This is a genomic window from Geodermatophilus sp. SYSU D00742 (genome assembly GCF_054049935.1).
In genome coordinates, this window is sequence record NZ_JBJGYJ010000006.1 from 99,094 (window position 1) to 117,779 (window position 18,686).

The window sequence follows — 18,686 nt, forward strand, 5'->3', positions numbered from 1 at the left end:
GGTCTCCAGCACTTCTACAGTCGCCAGTTGACGGCCGGACCGGCCGGGCAATCCACTCACCTGCACCACTGGAGGATGCCCGGAGGACGCCGGCCACCCTCGAGAAGCAGTCAGGACGGGACGGCGCTCCCTGGATCCACAGGCAGCCCCGCCGCGGGCGGTCTACTCGGCCACACTGAGCCACCGGCCGAGACCCAGGGGCAGCCGATGACGGGACGCGCATCGAACGGCGAGTCGACGATCTACAAAGGCGCCGACGGGCGCTGGCACGGCTATGTCTCTGTCGGCTTCAAGGCCAACGGCAGACCTGACCGCCGGCACGTCAGCAGCAAGGCCCGCGGCGTCGTCGTGGCGAAGGTTCGGGAGCTGGAGCGCAAGCGCGAGGCCGGGACGATCGGCGAGACCTCCACCCCGACCGTTGCCTGGTGGCTCGAACACTGGCTCACGACCATCGCGCCGCGCCGCGTGCGCCAGCGGACACTGGAGAGCTACGAGTCCGCCGTCCGGCGCCACCTCGTCCCTGGCATTGGCCGACACCGCCTCGATCGGCTGCGGCCCGAACACCTGGACCAGCTCTACACGGCCCTGCTCGACGCGGGCTACTCCCCCGCCTCGGTGCTGCGCCACCACCGGATCCTGTCCCGAGCCCTCACCGTCGCCGTCCAGCGCGGCCACATCCCCCGCAACGTCGCCGCGCTGGTCGACCCGCCGGCCCAGCGCCCCAGTGACATCGCCACCGCTCTGGACCTCGGCGAGGCCCGGGCCGTCCTGGCGGCGGCCCAGCACGTCCGCAACTCCGCCCGCTGGACCGTCGCCCTGGCCCTCGGCCTGCGGCAGTCCGAGGCGCTGGCGCTGCAGTGGAAGGACATCGACCTGTTGACCGGCACGCTGACGGTCCGGCGGAGCATCCACCGCGTCCGCGGCGGCGGATTGATCTACGAGGAGCCCAAGACCCGCCGCAGCCAACGCACGCTCGCGCTACCCATGCCTCTCGTGGCCGAGCTGCACCGGCAGAAGGCCGTCCAGAACGGCGAGCGGATGCTGGCCGGCTCCGAGTGGCACGACGAGGACCTCGTCTTCGCCCAGGTCAACGGTCGGCCGATCGACAAGAAGACCGACTACGACGACTGGACCCGGCTGCTCCAGGCCGCCGGCGTCCGCCACGTCCGGCTGCACGACGGCCGGCACACCGCCGCCACCCTGCTGCTGGGCGAGAACGTCCACCCGCGGGTGGTCATGGAGCTGCTCGGCCACAGGCACATGCGCACGACGATGGACATCTACAGCTACGTCATGCCGGCCCTGGCGCGCGAAGCCGCCGACCGGATGAGTGCCCTGTTGCTGCCAGGTGAGGGCAGGCCAACTGCAACCACAACTGCAACCAGAGACGACTCAGGCCGCTCCCCCGAGGGGGAACGGCCTGGTCATCGGGGTGGAGCTGAGGGGACTCGAACCCCTGACCCCCACACTGCCAGTGTGGTGCGCTACCAGCTGCGCCACAGCCCCGTGCCGACCCGGTCTGGTGTGTCCGAGCCGGGAGCAACTGTACAGGGCCGCGACGGGGTGCCGACGCAGGGGGGTCGATCGGGGAGCGGGGGTCAGCCCTGCTTCATCTGGGCGATCCGGATGTGGTTGCCGAAGGGGTCGCGCAGGCCGAAGTCGATGCCGTAGGGCTGGTCGACCGGCTCCTCGGTGATCTCCACGCCCTTCGCCTTGAGCTCGGCGTGGGTCTTGTAGGCGTCGTCACAGGCGAAGAAGAGGTGCCCGCCGGCGGCACCCTTGGCGATCAGCTCGCGCACCTGCGCGGCGGTCTCCTCGCTGAGCGACGGCGCACCGGGCTTCTCCAGCAGCACGGCGCGGTCGGGCTGACCCGGGAGGTTGACGGTGAGCCAGCGCATCGGGCCGAAGTCCATGTCGGACTGCACCTCGAACCCGAGCTTGCCGACGTAGAAGTCGAGCGCCTGGTCCTGGTCGGGGACGTAGATCTGGGTGATGGTGATCGCGGTGAGCATGGGGGCAACGCTAGGGATGCTCACTCCCCCGGCGCTTCTCCGAAACTGCTCGGCCTGGCCCACGCCATCGCGAAGCAGGTCGGCACCGGCGGCAACGGCCCGCGCCGGCGGTACACGCTCGGCGGCTCCCCGACGACGTCCCGGAACACCCGGCTGAACGTGCCGAGGCTGGAGAACCCGACGTCCATGCAGATGTCGGTCACGCTGCGGTCGGTGGACCGCAGCAGGGACATCGCGCGCTCCACCCGGCGCCGCTGCAGGTACCGGTTGGGCGTCTCCCCGAAGGTGGCCCGGAACGTGCGGATGAAGTGCGCCTCGGAGACGTGCGCGATGCGGGCCAGCGTCGGGACGTCGAGGGGTTCGGCGTAGGCGCGGTCCATCGCGTCGCGGGCACGGAGCAGCCGGCGGCTGGCGTCCTCGGTGGCGGCACCCACGACCGGCATCCCACCACGCCGTCGGGAGGGCGGGGTCAGACCTCGACGCCGCGCTCGGACAGCCACGGGATCGGGTCGATCCGCTTGCCGTTGATACCCCCCTTGTGCACCTCGAAGTGCAGGTGCGGGCCGGTCGACTGGCCGCGGTTGCCGAGCAGGGCGATGGTCTCGCCGGCCTCCACGTACTGGCCGGGCTCGACGAGGATCTTGTCCATGTGGCCGTAGACGGTCACGTCGCCGTTCTCGTGGAGGATGTACACGGCGAGGCCGAAGCCGCTGGCCGAGCCCGCGCGCAGGACGACGCCGTCGACGGCCGCGTACTCGGGGGTCCGCATCGGCGCGGCGAGGTCGATCCCGTAGTGGAAGGTGCCCCAGCGGGCGGCGTAGGTGCTGGTCAGCCGGGCTCCCGCGACCGGCAGCACCGCCCGGGGCCGGGCGGCCTCCCGGGCCGCCTCCGCCGCGGCGGCCTCGGCCTCGGCGCGCGCTGCCCGCGAGGCGGCGACCTCCTCCAGCCGGGCCTCGGCCTCCGCCACGGAGATGGAGGCCTGCGGGAGGAGCTCGACGTCCTCCTCGGCGGTGAGCAGGTCCGTCTGCGCCGACAGCACGGAGGTCGAGCCGGCGGCGGCGTCGGGTGCGCCGGTGATCCCGGTGACACCGGCGACCAGCCCGCCGGCGACCAGGGCGGCCAGGAGCAGCGGCGCGCGACGCGGGCCGGGCAGCGGCCCTCGGGTGGACCGCTCGGCGGTGCGGGGAGCCCGACGGGAGTGGGGAGCCGAGGGCTCCGCTGTGCTCGTCGAGCGACGCCGTGCGGCCATGTACCTACCCGCCTCGTGGGGAGAAGCCCGTCGCCGGGCCCGATGGGGTTGCCCTCATCCAAACACTCCGTGACCCATCCGTGACCCTCTGCTCCGCGCGTCGGGCCGCGACACGCCGTTGTGTCATCTCCCACACACGCCGTGTGTCCCGGGTCCGGTGACGGACGATGTTTGGCACCGGGGGGTTCCGGTTACTCCCCGTCCCTGGCGTGAAACCGTCCGCGCCTCGACGCCCCCACGACGATCGCTGGGCAGCGCGCCCGAGTAGCCAGGACGGGTTTCCCCGTGTACTGATGATCAACGCCGCACCACCCGTCGCCCCGCCGACAGACCGGCAGACCGAGGGCACGGACCAGGAACGCTGCGAGGGGGCGACCGCACCGCACGCACGAGAGAGGGTCGATGCCGCATGGCGAGTCCGGAGCGCTTCCCGGCACCACGAGCAGTGCCCCACCCGGACACGCCCACCGTCCCTCTCCCGACCGTCGGGACCGACCGCCCCGGGATCCGGCCGCTGAGCCAGGAGACCCTGCGCGGCCACGGCGCCCGGCTCACCGTGCCCACCTACGACCGGGCGGCCCTGACGCCGGCCGTGGTGCACCTCAGCGTCGGCGGCTTCTCCCGCGCCCATCAGCTGCTCTACTTCGACGAGCTGGCGGAGCGACGGTTCTCCGACGGCTGGGGCGTGGTCGGCGTGGGCCTGCGGCACCGCACCATGCAGCAGGCCCTGGCTCCGCAGGACCACCTCTACACCGTCATCGAGCGCAGCCCCGACGGTGAGCGCGCCCGTGTGGTCGGCGTGATGGTCGACTACCTCTTCGCGCCCGACGCGCCGGCGGCCGTGCTCGACCGGCTGAGCGACCCCCGCACCCGGATGGTCACCCTCACGATCACCGGCGCCGGTTACCGGCTCGACCCGCACAGCGGCGAGTTCGACCCCGACGACGCCGACGTCCGGCGCGACCTCGCCTGCCCGCACGCCCCCACCACGGTGTTCGGCTACCTGGTCGAGGCGCTGGACCGGCGCCGGCGGGCGGGTCTGGCCCCCTTCACCGTCGTCTCGTGCGACAACATCCACCGCAACGGCGAGGCCACCCGCCGCGCCGTCGTCGGGCTCGCGCGGCTCCGCGACGAGGTGCTCGCCCGGTGGATCACCGACCGGGTCGCCTTCCCCAGCAGCATGGTCGACCGGATCACCCCGCAGACCTCACCGGAGGAGCGCGCCGCGGTGGCCGAGCGGTACGGCGTCGACGACCGCTGGCCGGTCATCACCGAGCCCTTCTCGCAGTGGGTCATCGAGGACACGTTCACCAACGGCCGTCCCCCGCTCGAGGAGGTCGGCGTCCGGTTCGTGGCCGACGTCGGTGACTACGAGCTCATGAAGACCCGCCTGCTCAACGCCAGTCACTCGGCGCTGGGCTACCTCGGCTCGCTGGCCGGGCACAGCCGCATGGACGAGCTGATGGCCGACGCGGTCTTCGTCGCCTACGTCGCCCGGCTGATGGACGACGAAGTCACCCCCCTGCTCCCCCAGCCCGACGGCGTCGACCTCGACGAGTACAAGCGCACCCTGCTGCAGCGCTTCGCCAACCCGGCGATCGCCGACGGGCTGCCGCGACTGTGCCGGCGCGGCTCCACCAAGCTGCCGCACCACCTGCTGCCCTCGCTGCGCCAGGCCCTGGCCGAGGGGCGCCCCAGCCGGCTGCTCACCCTCGCCGTCGCGGGCTGGTGCCGGTACCTGCGCGGCACCGACCCCGCCGGCCGCCCTCTGCCGATGGAGGACCCCCTCGCCGAGGAGCTCCAGGCCCTCGCCCTCGCAGGTGGCAGCGACCCACGCCCGCTGCTCGGCGTCCGGCCGGTGTTCGGCGACCTCGGGGACGTCCCCGGGTTCGCCGACGACCTCCGGTCCGTGCTGGAACAGCTGGACCGGGACGGTGTGCACCGGACGATCTCCACCGCGCTGGCCGCCGGGCCGGCCCTCCCCCTGCCCCTGCACCGATGACCCCCGGAGGAACCCACCCGATGCCCGCCCTCCCCGAGACGCTCGTCGAGCGCCTCGAGGCCCTGCTCTGCGACGCCGACGGCAACCTGTTCCCCTCCGAGGAACCAGCCTTCGTCGCCTCCGCGGAGGTCACCAACCGCTTCCTCGCTTCCCTGGGCGTGGACCTGCGCTTCACCGCCGAGGAGCTGCGGCTGGCGACGACCGGGATGAACTTCCGGACGACGTCGCGCCGGCTCGCCGCCGAGGCCGGGCAGCCGGACGCCGACGTCGAGCCGTGGGTCGCCGAGGAGAAGCGCGCCGTCACCGCCCACCTGGGCGCCACCCTCACCCCGCACGAGCAGACCACCGACGCGCTCACCGCGCTGTCGGCGCACCTGCGGCTGGCCGCGGTGAGCTCCAGCGCGCTCACGCGGCTCGACGCCTGCTTCACGGCGACCGGGCTGGCCGGCCTCATCCCGCCCGCGGTCCGTTTCAGCGCGGAGGACTCGCTGCCGGTGCCGACCAGCAAGCCTGATCCCGCCGTCTACCTGCACGCCTGCGAGCAGCTGGGCATCGCCCCGGAGGCGGGGCTGGCCGTCGAGGACTCCGTCCCCGGTGCGCTCTCCGCCGTGCGGGCCGGCTGCCCCACCGTCGGGAACCTGCTCTTCGTCGCCGAGGCCGAGCGGGCGGAGCGGGCGGCCGCGCTGACCGACGCCGGCGTCCTGCTCGTCGTCGACTCCTGGCAGCAGCTGGCCGACCTGGTGCTGCCCGTCCTGACCCGCCGGGCCGCCGGCGACCTGCTGCCCACGGGAGGAGCGGAGTGAACATCGTCTACGTGGCCTTCCGCGGCCACTTCTCCGACAGCCCGCGCGCCCTCTACGAGGGGCTGCAGACCCGTGGCGTCGACGCCACCCACACGTGGCTGTCCGCGCCGCACACGCAGGCCACCTTCCCCGAGGACGTCGCCACGGTGACCTTCGGCAGCCCGGAGTCGATCGCCGCGCTGGAAGGCGCCGACCTGGTCGTCTCCAACGACCACATCCCGCTGGACTGGGAGAAGCGTCCGGGCGCCACCTACCTGCAGACCTGGCACGGCACCCCGCTCAAGCGCATCCACAACGACGTCCGGTGGGCGCCGGAGGGCCGGCTGGCCTACCTCGAGCACGACATCGCCAAGTGGGACCTGCTGCTGTCCCCCAACGCCGCGAGCACGCCGCGGCTGCGCGGCGCGTTCGGCTACACCGGCGCGGTGCACGAGACCGGCTACCCGCGCAACGACCTGCTCAGCAGCCCGCGCCGCGACGAGGTCCGCGCCGCCGTGCGCGCCGACCTGGGGGTCTCCGACGACCAGACCGTCGTCCTGTACACCCCGACGTGGCGCGACGACCTGGTGTTCAAGAAGACCGGGCCGCAGGACTTCGAGTTCCCCGTGGACCTGGACGACTTCAGCGCGCGGTTGGGCGGCGACCACGTGCTGCTGCTCCGGCTGCACAACATGGTCATGGACCGGCTGGAGGTCGTCGACGGCTCCCCGGTCCGCGACGTCTGCAGCCACCCCGACATCCGCGACCTCTACCTGGCCGCCGACGCGATGGTCACCGACTACTCGTCGACCATGTTCGACTTCGCCATCACCGGCAAGCCGATGCTCTTCTACACCTACGACCTGGAGTACTTCCGCGACGAGCTGCGCGGTTTCTACTTCGACCTCGAGGACGTCGCCCCGGGACCGCTGCTGTCGACGAGCAAGGACCTGGTCGACGCCGTCGCCGACCTCGACGCGGTCGCCGCCGCCCACGCGGAGCGCTACGCCCGCTTCCGCGAGACCTTCTGCCACCTCGAGGACGGGCACGCCACCGAGCGCGTCCTCGACCTGCTCTTCCCGTCCGATCCGTCCGCAACCACCACCACCACCACCCGAGGAGGGGACGACAGTGCTCGCTGACCGCGCCACGACCGCACACCTGGGCCTGACCGGCACACTGCCCACGCTGCCGGCCCCGGAGCCCGTGCCCACACCGGTCCAGGTCGTGATCCTGGCCGCCGGCATGGGGACCCGCCTGGGGCGCCCCTGGCCCAAGCCGCTCACGCCGCTGCACGACGGGCGCAGCATCATGCAGCGCCAGCTCGACGGCCTGCGCGCCGTCCTCGGGCCGTCGGTCGACGTGACCGTCGTCGTCGGGTTCAAGGCGAAGCGCGTCATGGCGGCCGTACCGGACGTGCGGTTCGCCTACAACCCCGACTACGCCGTCACCAACACCTCGCAGAGCCTGCTGCGCGCGCTCCGGGCGACCCGCGACGGCGGCGTCCTCTGGCTCAACGGGGACGTCGTGTTCGACCCCGCGGTGCTCGAGGCGGCCCTGCCGGCCCTGCGGGCCGACGAGAGCTTCGTCTGCGTCGACACCTCCAGCGTGGCCGACGAGGAGGTCAAGTACACCCTCGACGCCGAGGGGTACATCGCCGAGCTGTCCAAGACCGTCGTCGGCGGCCTCGGCGAGGCGGTGGGCATCAACTACGTGTCGTCGGCGGACAAGCCCGTCCTCGTGGAGCACCTGGCCGCCTGCGCCGACCAGGACTACTTCGAGCGCGGCATCGAGACGGCGATCCTCGGCGAGGGGCTGCGCTTCACGCCGATCGACATCTCCCGGTTCTCGGCCGTGGAGGTCGACTTCGAGGCCGACCTGGAGCGGGCCAACGAGTTGTTCTCCGCCCGGTCCCACCTGCACCCCGTGCCCGGCGGCGACCTGTAGGAGGACCCGTCCCGCGAGCCGCTGCCGGTTCAGCCGACCGGCAGCGGCTCGCCGACGCGGTCCCCGGCCCGGCGCGGCCCCTCGGCCTCCCGGAAGCGGCGGACGGCGACGACGCCGCCCACCACGCACCCGACGCCGAGCGCCACCAGCACGGCGACCGCGGCCCGGGCCGGCAGCGCCGGGCCGGCCGTGAGCACGTGCGCGGTCCACAGGACGTCGACGTCGGGCAGGCCCTGGACCAGCAGCAGCCAGCCCAGGACGACGGCGAGCAGCCCGGTCATCGCCCCGCGCCCGCGGCGGGAGGCCCCGAAGCCCAGGACGGCGACCCCGGCGGCGGTCAGGCCGGGCAGCAGCGCCGAGGCGATGGCGCCGGCGTGGGAAGAGACGCTCGCGGGGGGCTCCGGGGTGGCCAGCGCGTGCCACAGCGCGGCGGCGCCGCCGAGCAACAGCAGGGCACCCAGCGGACGCGGCCCGCGGGCGATCACCCCGGCGGCGACGGCGGTCAGCGCGAGGGCCGCGTACAGCGGCCAGACCACCCACGGCGAGGGCGGCGGGCTCCAGGTGAGCTCACCGCGCACCTGCACCTCGCTGCCGTCGTGGGACATCGGCACGAGCCACTCCGACACCAGGTGCTCGCGGGTCGGGTCGGCCGCCACGGCCGGTGGCAGGAGGTCCTCGCTCATCCAGTGCGTGCGGTGGTCATGCCACACGTACCGGGGCTCGGTCGAGACCCGGACCCACTCGGGTTCGGCGGCCGGGTCGGCGTTCGCCGGCAGCGTCGTCCGCCCGTAGCGGTCCAGGTTGATGTAGGTGGCCGGGCTGTTGGCGTTGCGCCAGACGCCGTCCGGGCCGATCCGCAGGTAGGGCTCGTCGGAGTAGCCGGGCACCTCGACGTCGGCGGCGGTGCCGTTGACCACCTCGAACTCGTCGCCGAAGGACAGCACCCGCACCGAGACACCGGGCATCTCCGGCTGCACCGTGAGCACCCGGCCGTCGAAGTCACTGCCCGCGGCGCCGCCGCCGACGTGTGCCACGGCCGGCCCGGCGACCAGCAGGGTCGCCAGCACCCCGAGGACGACGACGAGCAGGCGGGCGGGGGACCGCCGGATCACGCCCCGGTCACCAGGCTGAGGTCACCGGCGATGTCGCGGCTGGTGTTCCCGCCGTTGAACGCGACGTGCGCGAGGTCGTCGGCTCCGTACAGCAGCAGCAGCGAGGAGTGCAGCCGGCCGGAGTCCTCGGCCAGCGGCACGCCGGCGGCCAGTTGCGCCTGGTCGATCGCGGCCTGCTCGCCGGTCAGGCCGACGAAGCGGTTGGGCAGGTCGGCGTCGAAGCGGCGCAGGTACTCGGCGAGGACCTCCGGGGTGTCGAACGCCGGGTCGGTGGTGACGAAGACCACCTGCACCTGCTCGGCCAGCGCCGGGTCCACGCCCCGGAGTGCGACGGCGACGTCGGCCATCGTCGTCGGGCAGATGTCGGGGCAGTTGGTGTAGCCGAAGAACAGCAGCGTCGGCGTGCCGGCGGTGGCGGCGGCGAAGTCGTAGGCCGCCCCGCTGGTGTCGGTGAGGGTGAACGACGGCCGCTGGTACGGGTCGGGCAGGTCGACGCCGGCGAAGCGGTCCTCGGGCCCCTCGACGACGGCGGCGCCACCCGAGTGGTCGTGCTCACCACCGCCCTCGGCGGCCGCACCACCGCCGCAGCCGGTCAGGAGGATCCCGGCCGAGGCGACCAGGGCGACCAGACGGCTGCGGCGGTGCGGACTCACGAGGACACGGTACGACGGCCGGCCCGCCACCCGAGGACGACGCCGCCGATCCCCAGCAGCAGGGCCACCACAGAGAGGACGAGAGCGACGGTGCCCGTGCCGGAGCCCTCGTCGCCGGCGGCCTCGGTGGAGGCGGCGGTGTCGGTGGCGACCTGGTCGGCCGCGTGGCCCCCGGACGTGGAGGACGCGGCCAGCGTCAGCACCGGCGCCGGACGCTGGGGCTCGGGCTGGCCGTCGACGGTCGGCTCGATCCAGGCGGACTCGGTGCCGTCGCTGTAGGTCTGCACCGCCGGGAAGCTGACCGCGTCGGCCTCCGGGAACGGCCCGCCGGAGAGGGCGAACTCCTGGAACTCGCCCGGCCGGATGCCGACGCCGTCCGCCGCCCGGAACTCGACGACCGACACGTACGAGGTCACCTGCTGACCGTGGTTCTCCAGCGGCGTCGCGAGGTCCGACCGGGTGAGGGTGACCGTCCAGCCGGGCAGGGGCTGGGTCCGCAGGGAGGCCATCGCCGCCTCCTCCGGGATGGAGATGCGCAGGGCGACGGTGCTGGCGGTGTCGCTCTCGTTGGGCACGCGGAAGACCAGCTTGCCGAAGCCACCGGGGGCTCCGTCCGCGGAGGACACGGTGACGTGGGCCGAGGCGGTGCCGGCGCCGGCGACGGCGGCGGCCAGGGCGACGAGCACGGCCACGGCGACCACGCCGAGGCGCGCGATCGGGCGGGGCAGGGTGGTGGACACGGTTCTCCAGTCGGATCGGTGGATGGAGCGGGTCAGCGGACGGCGAGGGTGGTGGTCGCGCTGCTGGCGGTGAACTCGTCGACCCGGATCGTCACCGCGAGGGTCCAGGTGCCGGCGCCGGGGATGGTCATCCCGTCGCCGACGTAGTGCCCCGGGCCGGCCGGCTGCAGCTCGACGTCGACCGGGCCGATCTCCTGGCTGGGCTCGGTGAGCGCCACGCGGATGTCGACCGGCTGGGCCAGCCGGCCGGTCTCGTCGAAGTAGTAGACGTGCAGCGTGTTGGGCCCGGCCGTCGCCGGGTCGACCGACACCTGCACGCTCCCGTCGGTGCCCGCCGCCGACTCCAGCGGCAGGGTCACGTCCACGGGGCGGCTCACCTCGGCGCGGGCCGGCGGGGTGCCGACCAGCACCGACGACAGGCCGACGACGACCAGGGCGATGACCAGCTCGGCCAGCACCGAGCGGCGCAGGGAGGCCCGCTCGGCCGCCGCCGCACGGGCCTGCACCTCGGCGCGGGCACCGGCCGCCGTCTCGACGGTCGGGTGGGCGGCGGCGCCCTCGCCGCCGGCGGCGAAGGCGTGCGCGGTCACCCGGCGCCGCCCCGCGGGGCGCGGCCGGCTGATCCCGAGGTGCTGCTGCACCCAGACGCGGGAGATGCCGGCGGCCGCCAGCAGGAGCAGCACCAGGGCCAGCTTGGCCAGCAGGACCCAGCCGTAGGTGGTCGTCACCAGGGCGACGGGCGAGCCCACCTCGCGGACGCCCTGGACGACCCCGGTGACCACCAGCGCGGTCACCGAGCCCGCGGCGAGGCGCGAGAACGGCGGCAGTGCGGCGGCGAGGTCGGCCGGCGGGGCGTCCTCCCGCAGGACGCCGGCGAGCAGGCCCACCAGGCCGCCGAGCCACACCGCCATCGCCGCGACGTGCACCGCGGCGGCCGCCACCGCCAGGACCGGCCAGGCACCGGCCACCGGGTGCCCGACGGCCGCGGTGGCGATCACCAGACCGGCCGCCAGGACCCCGCCACCGGCCAGCACCGCGGGCGCCGGCGGAACCCCGCGCCGCCACACCTGCCGCAGGAGCACCAGCAGCGCGACGGCGAGCGCGGCGCGGACCAGCAGGGTGGCGCCGTTGGCCGACGACGCGGTGGCGCCCAGCAGCGCCGGTTCGGCCACCGAGCGCACGCCGCTGCCGGCCGAGTAGGGCCCCTGCAGCAGGAAGCTCGCACAGGCCCCCACGGCGACCGCCGCCAGGCCCCGGGTGACCAGCCCGCGCAGGCGGGGCGACGCCCAGCCCGCCGGCCAGCCGGCCAGGAGGAGGACGGGCACGCCGAGGCCGAGGGCCAGCCCCGCGTAGCCCAGCCAGCGGGCCAGCGGCAGCAGGACGGCGACCACCGGGTCGGTGCCGGGGCCCGCGGCGTCGACACCGGCCGCGAGGAGCTCACCGTCGCCGACGACGAAGGAGAAGGCCCCCGAGATCGGGTGGGAGTCCGCCGACACCACCCGGTAGGTGACCAGGTAGCCGTCGTCGCCCAGGCCGCTGCGCAGGGGGACGACGACCGCGTTCCCCTCGACGGTCGCGGCGCCGGCGTCGACGCGCTCCCCCGCCGCGTCGAGCACCCGGGCGTACCCGGCGCCGAGGGACACGCCCTCGGTGAAGGTCAGCGTCACCTCGGCGGGCGCCTGCTCGAGCCGCGCACCCTCCCCCGGGGCGGTGGCGACCAGTTCCGCGTGCGCGGCGGCGGGCGACGCGGTGAGCACGCCCGCGCCCAGCCAGGCCACGACCAGCGCGAGGAGGAGCAGCAGCCCCGCCGGCGTGCGGCGCCGTGCGGTCGCGGTCACGCCGGCACCCGCTCGCGGGCGACCGCGGGCACGGTGCGACGGCGCCGCCCGCGCCAGGCGACGGTGAAGACCAGGGCGACCCCCACCAGCACCAGCACGTGGACGACGGCGCGGTCGGCGTGCACGTGCCCGGCCCGCAGGTCGGCGACGGTGAGGGCGAGCAGCAGCGCGGCGAAGGTGCCGAGGAACGGCAGGGCGCCGGCCGCCAGCCGCGGCGCCGCGGCCACGGCGATGAAGGCCGCCGCCACGCCGAAGTTCCAGGCGCCGGTCTCGTGCGCCATGTGCACCGGTGCGCTCATGGCCGCGGTGCCCGCGGACAGGGCGGGCCAGGCGACCACCGCCTGCGCCACGCCCACGGCCAGCAGCGCCAGGCGCAGCGCGGTGGCGGCCAGCCGGGCCCGGGCCGCCGAAGCGGTGCCGGGGAGCTCCCGGGGCAGCGCCCCGAGGACCGCGACGGTGAGGTCGGGCACGGGCGGGGCGGGCGCGAGGCGGGCGCGACGGGTGACCAGCTCGGCCTGCCGGACCCACCGGGCGCAGCCGGTGCAGCCCGCCAGGTGCTCGTCGAGCTCCGCGGCGGGCACACCGGGCGACTCGCCGTCCAGCCGGGCGGAGAGCGCCTCGCGGTACGGGGTGCACTGCATGATGGGGTAGTCGCCGCAGGGGCACGGTTGGTTCCCCCCACTTTCGGGATCGGCCCCGACGGCGGCTCCCGGGAGGATGACAGGCGTGGAGGAACTGGACCGGCTGGCGGTGGCCGCCGTCGACGGCGACCCCCTCGCGGCCGCGGCGCTGGTGCGCGCGACGCAGTCCGACGTCTGGCGGCTGTGCGCGGCGCTCGGTGACCGGCAGTCCGCCGACGACCTGACCCAGGAGACCTACCTGCGGGCCTTCGGCGCCCTGCACCGGTTCGAGGGCCGGTCCTCCCTGCGCACGTGGCTGCTGTCGATCGCCCGACGGGTCTGCGCCGACGCGGTGCGGTCCCGCAGGCGCCGGCGGCTCACCCTCGTCCGGGACGACGCCGACCTGGAGACCGTGGACACGACCGACACCGCCGACCGGGTGGGCGAGGGCGCCGTCGTCAACGACCTGCTGGCCCGGCTGGCCCCCGACCGTCGCGAGGCGTTCGTGCTGACGCAGCTGCTGGGGCTGCCGTACGCCGAGGCCGCGGAGGTCGCCGGCTGCCCGGTCGGCACCATCCGTTCCCGGGTCGCCCGGGCCCGCGCCGACCTCGTCGACGCGCTCGGGAGTGAGCAAGCCGACGCCGCCCACGGGTGACGCCCGGGTGAACCCCGCGTGAACGGGCACCTATGCTGCCCGACGGCCGTGCGACCGCTGCCAGGCGGCGGGCGACCGGACACTCTCCACCGACCGGGAGCCACGCGTGCCCTTCAGCCTGACGCCCAAGGACTCCAGCTTCTACCCGCTGTTCACCGCTTCGGCGCAGAACCTGGTGGCGGCCACCGACGTCCTGAGCGAGTTCATCCACGACCACGCCCGCCGGCCGGAGCTCGCCGAACGGCTGCGCGAGCTGGAGCACGCCGGCGACCAGTCGACCCACGCGATCTTCCGGCAGCTGAACTCCAGCTTCGTGACGCCGTTCGACCGCGAGGACATCTACAACCTCGCCAGTGACCTCGACGACGTCATGGACTTCGTCGAGGCCGCCGCCGACCTGGTGGTCCTCACCGGCCTGGGCACGCTGCCGGCCGAGATGAGCCAGCAGACGGCGCTGCTGCAGCGGGCCGCGCAGACCACCGCCGAGGCCATGCCACGGCTGCGCACGCTCAAGGACCTCTCCGAGTACTGGATCGAGGTCAACCGCATCGAGAACGAGGCGGACAAGCTCTACCGGCGGCTGCTCTCCCGGCTCTACAGCGGCGAGTTCGACGCCCTGGAGATCCTGAAGCTCAAGGAGGTGGCCGACCAGCTCGAGGAGGCCGCCGACGCCTTCGAGCACGTGGCGAACGTCGTCGAGACGATCACCGTCAAGGAGTCCTGACCCGGCATGGACGCGGCCTTCGTCGCCCTGATCGTCATCATCCTGGTCGCGCTGGCCTTCGACTACACCAACGGCTTCCACGACGCGGCGAACGCCATCGCCGTGGCGGTCTCCACCAAGGCCCTCACCCCGCGGGTGGCGCTGGCCCTGGCAGCGGTGATGAACCTGATCGGCGCGGTGCTCTCCACCGAGGTGGCCAAGACGGTGGGGGCCGGGATCATCGACCCGCCCGAGGGCAGCGGAGGCCTGGAGATCGTCTTCGCCGCCCTGGTCGGCGCGATCGTGTGGAACATGATCACCTGGTGGTTCGGCCTGCCGTCGTCCTCCTCCCACGCGCTCATCGGCGGGCTGGTGGGCGGCGCGCTGGCGGCGGCGCACACCGTCCAGTGGGTCGGCGTCTTCGAGAAGGTCGTCGTCCCGATGGTGGTCTCGCCACTGGTGGGCTTCGGCCTGGGCTACCTGTTCATGCTGGCGATCCTGTGGGTCTTCCGCGGCGCCAACGTGACCCGCGCCAACCGCGGCTTCCGGTACGCGCAGATCGCCAGCTCCGCGACCATGGCGCTCGGCCACGGCCTGCAGGACGCACAGAAGACCATGGGTGTCATCACCCTGGCGCTCTTCACCGCCGGCGAGATCGACGACTTCACCGTTCCGCTGTGGGTCGTCCTGGCCGCCGCGCTCGCGATCAGCGCCGGCACGTACGCCGGCGGGTTCCGCATCATGCGCACGATGGGACGCCGGATCATCCAGCTCACCCCCGCCGGCGGCTTCTCGGCCCAGACGGTGGCGTCGAGCGTCATGGTCACCACCGCAACGGTCTTCGCCGTCCCGGTCTCCACCACGCACATCACGACCACCTCGATCATGGGGGTCGGATCCACCCGGCGGCTGTCCGCCGTCCGGTGGGGGGTGGCCGGCAACATCGTCGTGGCGTGGGTGGTCACCCTGCCGGCCGCCGCGGCGGTCGCCGCCGTGGCCTACTTCGTCACCCACCTCGTCGTCGGCTGAGGGCGGTGACCGGCACGCAGCCCGCGCCGGTCGCACTGGGGACGGCGCGCGGCCGCCTGCTGCTGCTGGCCACCGTCCTCGCCTCGGGGATGGCGTTCCTCGACGGCACCGCGGTGACCGTCGCCCTCCCGGCGATCGGGTCGGAGCTCGACGCCTCGCTGGCCGGGCTGCAGTGGACCGTCAGCGGGTACACGCTGGCGCTGGCGGCGCTGGTGCTGCTCGGCGGGGCGCTCGGGGACCGCTACGGCCGGCGGCGGGTGTTCCTGGTGGGCGTGGGCTGGTTCGCCGCCGCGTCCCTGCTGTGCGGGCTGGCGGCCTCGCCGGGGCAGCTGGTGGCCGCCCGGGTGGTGCAGGGCGTCGGCGGCGCGCTGCTGGCCCCCGGCAGCCTGGCGCTGGTCCAGGCCTCGTTCCGCCCCGGCGACCGGGCACGGGCGATCGCGCTGTGGTCGGCGTTCGCCGGGATCGCCGGGCTGGTCGGCCCGTTCCTGGGCGGCCTGCTGGTCGACTCGGCCAGCTGGCGGCTGGTGTTCCTGCTCAACGTGCCGGTGGCCGCGGTGGTGCTCGTCGTGGCCGGACGCCACGTGCCGGAGAGCCGTGACCACACCCGGCGTGGCCGCTTCGACGTCCCCGGGGCCGCCCTCGGCGCCCTGGCCCTGGGCGCGGTCACCCACGCGCTCATCGCCGCCGGCGAGGACCCGGGACGACCCGACGTCGTCACCGCCGGCGTCCTCGGGGTGGTCGCCGGCGCCGGTTTCGTCGTGCGGGAGCGGCGGGCGCGGAACCCGCTGCTGCCGCCGGCGCTGTTCGCCCGGCGGCAGTTCACCGGGGCCAACCTCGCCACGTTCGCCGTGTACGGCGGGCTGGGCGGCTCGTCGCTGTTCCTCGTGCTGCAGCTGCAGACCGTGCTCGGCTACGACGCGTCCGCGGCCGGTGCGGCCATGCTGCCCTCCATCGCGCTCATCACGCTGCTGTCGCCGGCCGCGGGGTCCCTCGCCGTGCGCACCGGCCCACGTCTGCCGATGACCGTCGGGCCCCTGCTCACCGCTGCGGGCACGGCGTGGCTGGCCGGCGTGGACGCCGGGTCGCCCTACCTGACCGGGGTGCTGCCGGGGTCGCTGCTGCAGGGGCTGGGCATGGCCACGACGGTCGCGCCGCTGACCGCCACCGTGCTCGCCGCTGCTCCCGACGCGCTGGCCGGGGTGGCCAGCGGGGTGAACAACGCCGTGGCCCGGGCCGCGCAACTGCTCGCCGTCGCGACCCTGCCGGTCGCGGTGGGGCTGTCCGGAGCCGACTACGCCCGGCCGGAGGTGTTCGGCGCCGGGTACCCGACCGCGATGCTGACCTGCGCGGGGCTCTTCGTGCTGGGCGCCGCGGTGTCCCTGGCGACGGTCCGCGCGGACGTCCTGCGGGCGTGATCCCGCACCGTGGGACCCGCGTTCGCATATCCCGATCGATCTGGTAGACATATCCCTCGTGGCGGCGACGACGGTGCTCCTGGTGGGGCGGATCCACGTCGACCTGCTGCGCGTCTGCACCGCCCGCTGTCCGGGCTGCTGACGACCGGCGCTCCCGCGCACCCCCTCCACGCTCGTCCCGCGTCGTGCCGCGCCCTGCTGCGCGCCCGCGGACCTCCCCGGATCCGGAGTCCCCGTGAAGACCCTCACCCTGCTCGCCCTCGTGGGCCTCGGTGCCCAACTCGTGGACGGCAGCCTGGGCATGGCCTACGGCGTCACGTCCACCACCCTGCTGCTCGCCATCGGCACCAACCCGGCGGCCGCGTCGGCCACCATCCACCTCGCCGAGATCGGGACGACGCTGGCGTCCGGTCTCTCGCACTGGAAGTTCGGCAACGTCGACTGGAAGGTCGTCGCCAAGATCGGCGTCCCCGGCGCCCTGGGCGCCTTCCTCGGCGCGACGGTGCTGTCCGCCCTCTCCACCGAGGTCGCGGCCCCGGTGATGTCGCTGATCCTGCTGGCGCTCGGCATCTACCTGCTGGTCCGCTTCACCCTGCGCGGCGTCGACCGCCGCCACCTCGGCAAGCCGATGCGCAAGCGCTTCCTCGGCCCGCTGGGCCTGGTGGCCGGCTTCGTCGACGCCACCGGCGGCGGCGGCTGGGGCCCGGTCGGCACGCCGGCCATCCTCGCCAGCGGCCGCATGGAGCCGCGCAAGGTGATCGGCTCGATCGACACCTCGGAGTTCCTCGTCGCCCTGGCCGCCAGCCTCGGCTTCCTCTTCGCGCTGGGCTCGCAGGGCATCGACGCCGCCTGGGTGCTCGCCCTGCTCATCGGTGGTCTCATCGCCGCCCCCCTGGCGGCCTGGCTGGTGCGCCACGTGCCGCCGCGGATGCTCGGCTCGCTGGTCGGCGGCGTGATCGTGCTGACCAACACCCGCACGCTGCTGCGCAGCGACTGGATCGACGCCTCGGACCCGGTCCGCTACGCCGTCTACGCGCTGCTCTACGCCATCTGGGCCGCGGCCGTCGTGCACTCCTTCCGCGAGTACCGCAAGGACCGCGCGCTGGAGTCGGCCGACGCGCTGGCCGCGGAGGCGGTGCACGTGCACGACGAGATCGACCTGCCGGCGGACGCCGCCGACGCCGCGGACCTCGCCCGCGACGTCACGGCCGGCCGGCCCAGCGCACCGCGCGACTGAAGCAGGACCCCGAAAGGCCCCGTCCGGCACTGCCGGGCGGGGCCTCTCGCCGTCCCGGGGTCACCGGGCCACCAGCGGGGCCGCCTCGAGACCGGCGGGGAGCCCCGGACGGGGCCGGCGGTGCGGGAGCTCCCCTCCGCGTCCGGAGTGGCCTCGTCAGACCGCCCGGGTGTAGGGCAGGCCCGGCACCTGCGGCAGGGGCGTGGAGCGAGCGGCGGCCAGCACCATCTGCGGCGAGCGCGGCAGGCCGCGGCGGGTGCACAGCCGCAGCGCCCGCGCGCCGGTGATGACGTCGGTCTCCGGCGGGACGACGAGGAGGTCGGCCCGCCGGGTGCCGCCGTCCCAGGTCAGGCAGACCACACCGGGGTCCATGCTGCGGAAGCCGCCGGTGCGCACCACCCGGCCCCCGACGACGACCTTGCGCGGCGCCGGCGACCAGGCCTCCAGCGGGTAGGTGAACCGCTCGACGCGCACGCCCCGCTTGTCCAGGGCCGCGACCAGCTCGGGCAGCTCGACGGCGAGGTCGCGGCTGCGGGGGAACCAGGCGCCGTCGAAGGAGTGCTCCCCCGACCCGGCGTCGCTGCGCAGGCTCACCCGGACGTCGATCCCGCCGCGGTGCCCCTCGGCTGCCAGCGTCTGCAGGGTGGTCCTCATCAGCGTTCCGCCTGCCTCTCCTCGTCGCCCCGGCCCCT

At 74.5% G+C, this 18,686-nt stretch carries 18 protein-coding genes, 1 tRNA gene and 1 pseudogene; 10 read left to right on the top strand and 10 right to left on the bottom strand.

Going from position 1 to position 18,686, the window contains the following annotated elements:
* Window positions 1-207: 207 nt before the first annotated feature.
* Window positions 208-1,227, top strand: a pseudogene (locus ACI78V_RS06235) (site-specific integrase); the annotation flags it as partial.
* A gap of 206 nt (window positions 1,228-1,433) precedes the next feature.
* On the opposite strand, the gene ACI78V_RS06240 reads toward ACI78V_RS06235, so the two are convergent.
* From ACI78V_RS06240 to ACI78V_RS06255, 4 genes are all read right to left on the bottom strand, one after another.
* Window positions 1,434-1,506, bottom strand: a tRNA-Ala gene (locus ACI78V_RS06240).
* 92 nt (window positions 1,507-1,598) lie between these two features.
* Window positions 1,599-2,012 (bottom strand): VOC family protein, encoded by a 414-nt coding sequence (locus ACI78V_RS06245; RefSeq protein ID WP_456849966.1) that lies wholly within the window; start codon window positions 2,010-2,012, stop codon window positions 1,599-1,601.
* Between the two features lie 20 nt (window positions 2,013-2,032).
* Complete coding sequence (locus ACI78V_RS06250) at window positions 2,033-2,446, bottom strand: helix-turn-helix domain-containing protein (RefSeq protein ID WP_456849967.1); 414 nt, start codon at window positions 2,444-2,446, stop codon at window positions 2,033-2,035.
* Window positions 2,447-2,481: 35 nt separating this feature from the next.
* Complete coding sequence (locus ACI78V_RS06255; protein WP_456849968.1) at window positions 2,482-3,261, bottom strand: M23 family metallopeptidase; 780 nt, start codon at window positions 3,259-3,261, stop codon at window positions 2,482-2,484.
* 445 nt (window positions 3,262-3,706) lie between these two features.
* Between ACI78V_RS06255 and ACI78V_RS06260 the strand changes: the two genes are divergently transcribed.
* The 4 genes from ACI78V_RS06260 to ACI78V_RS06275 are packed head-to-tail and all read left to right on the top strand — an operon-like array spanning window position 3,707 to window position 7,992.
* Complete coding sequence (locus ACI78V_RS06260; protein WP_456849969.1) at window positions 3,707-5,263, top strand: mannitol dehydrogenase family protein; 1,557 nt, start codon at window positions 3,707-3,709, stop codon at window positions 5,261-5,263.
* Window positions 5,264-5,283: 20 nt separating this feature from the next.
* Window positions 5,284-6,066 (top strand): HAD family hydrolase, encoded by a 783-nt coding sequence (locus ACI78V_RS06265; protein WP_456849970.1) that lies wholly within the window; start codon window positions 5,284-5,286, stop codon window positions 6,064-6,066.
* Window positions 6,063-7,187: a CDP-glycerol glycerophosphotransferase family protein gene (locus ACI78V_RS06270; RefSeq protein ID WP_456849971.1), complete on the top strand. Its 1,125-nt coding sequence runs from the start codon at window positions 6,063-6,065 to the stop codon at window positions 7,185-7,187. Before ACI78V_RS06265 ends, ACI78V_RS06270 begins: the two co-directional genes overlap by 4 nt.
* Window positions 7,177-7,992: a phosphocholine cytidylyltransferase family protein gene (locus ACI78V_RS06275; protein WP_456849972.1), complete on the top strand. Its 816-nt coding sequence runs from the start codon at window positions 7,177-7,179 to the stop codon at window positions 7,990-7,992. The genes ACI78V_RS06270 and ACI78V_RS06275 overlap by 11 nt, the downstream gene beginning before the upstream one ends.
* A gap of 29 nt (window positions 7,993-8,021) precedes the next feature.
* On the opposite strand, the gene ACI78V_RS06280 is transcribed toward ACI78V_RS06275, so the two are convergent.
* Genes ACI78V_RS06280 through ACI78V_RS06300 form a run of 5 tightly spaced genes read right to left on the bottom strand, consistent with a single transcriptional unit; the run spans window position 8,022 to window position 12,976 of the window.
* On the bottom strand, window positions 8,022-9,104 hold the full coding sequence (locus tag ACI78V_RS06280) for a hypothetical protein (protein WP_456849973.1): 1,083 nt from the start codon (window positions 9,102-9,104) through the stop codon (window positions 8,022-8,024).
* Window positions 9,101-9,757, bottom strand: a complete 657-nt coding sequence (locus tag ACI78V_RS06285) for an SCO family protein (RefSeq protein ID WP_456849974.1) — start codon at window positions 9,755-9,757, stop codon at window positions 9,101-9,103. The genes ACI78V_RS06280 and ACI78V_RS06285 overlap by 4 nt, the downstream gene beginning before the upstream one ends.
* Window positions 9,754-10,497 (bottom strand): YcnI family protein, encoded by a 744-nt coding sequence (locus ACI78V_RS06290; RefSeq protein ID WP_456849975.1) that lies wholly within the window; start codon window positions 10,495-10,497, stop codon window positions 9,754-9,756. Before ACI78V_RS06290 ends, ACI78V_RS06285 begins: the two co-directional genes overlap by 4 nt.
* A gap of 32 nt (window positions 10,498-10,529) precedes the next feature.
* Window positions 10,530-12,335: a copper resistance CopC family protein gene (locus ACI78V_RS06295; RefSeq protein ID WP_456849976.1), complete on the bottom strand. Its 1,806-nt coding sequence runs from the start codon at window positions 12,333-12,335 to the stop codon at window positions 10,530-10,532.
* On the bottom strand, window positions 12,332-12,976 hold the full coding sequence (locus ACI78V_RS06300) for a zf-HC2 domain-containing protein (protein ID WP_456849977.1): 645 nt from the start codon (window positions 12,974-12,976) through the stop codon (window positions 12,332-12,334). Before ACI78V_RS06300 ends, ACI78V_RS06295 begins: the two co-directional genes overlap by 4 nt.
* Before the next feature lie 76 nt (window positions 12,977-13,052).
* On the opposite strand from ACI78V_RS06300, the gene ACI78V_RS06305 reads away from it, so the two are divergent.
* From ACI78V_RS06305 to ACI78V_RS06325, 5 genes are all read left to right on the top strand, one after another.
* Window positions 13,053-13,610: a sigma-70 family RNA polymerase sigma factor gene (locus ACI78V_RS06305; protein WP_456849978.1), complete on the top strand. Its 558-nt coding sequence runs from the start codon at window positions 13,053-13,055 to the stop codon at window positions 13,608-13,610.
* A gap of 106 nt (window positions 13,611-13,716) precedes the next feature.
* The gene (locus ACI78V_RS06310) at window positions 13,717-14,334 is read left to right on the top strand and encodes a DUF47 domain-containing protein (protein WP_456849979.1); all 618 of its coding nucleotides are present in this window, start codon (window positions 13,717-13,719) and stop codon (window positions 14,332-14,334) included.
* 6 nt (window positions 14,335-14,340) lie between these two features.
* The gene (locus ACI78V_RS06315; RefSeq protein WP_456849980.1) at window positions 14,341-15,342 is read left to right on the top strand and encodes an anion permease; all 1,002 of its coding nucleotides are present in this window, start codon (window positions 14,341-14,343) and stop codon (window positions 15,340-15,342) included.
* Between the two features lie 5 nt (window positions 15,343-15,347).
* A complete protein-coding gene (locus ACI78V_RS06320; protein ID WP_456849981.1) occupies window positions 15,348-16,757 on the top strand; it encodes an MFS transporter in 1,410 nt (469 codons plus the stop codon).
* A 235-nt stretch (window positions 16,758-16,992) separates the two neighbouring features.
* Window positions 16,993-17,994 carry a sulfite exporter TauE/SafE family protein gene (locus ACI78V_RS06325; protein WP_456849982.1) on the top strand — a complete coding sequence of 334 codons (1,002 nt, stop codon included), beginning with the start codon at window positions 16,993-16,995 and terminating at the stop codon, window positions 17,992-17,994.
* A 156-nt stretch (window positions 17,995-18,150) separates the two neighbouring features.
* On the opposite strand, the gene ACI78V_RS06330 is transcribed toward ACI78V_RS06325, so the two are convergent.
* Window positions 18,151-18,648 (bottom strand): DUF5994 family protein, encoded by a 498-nt coding sequence (locus ACI78V_RS06330; protein WP_456849983.1) that lies wholly within the window; start codon window positions 18,646-18,648, stop codon window positions 18,151-18,153.
* Between the last annotated feature and the right edge of the window lie 38 nt (window positions 18,649-18,686).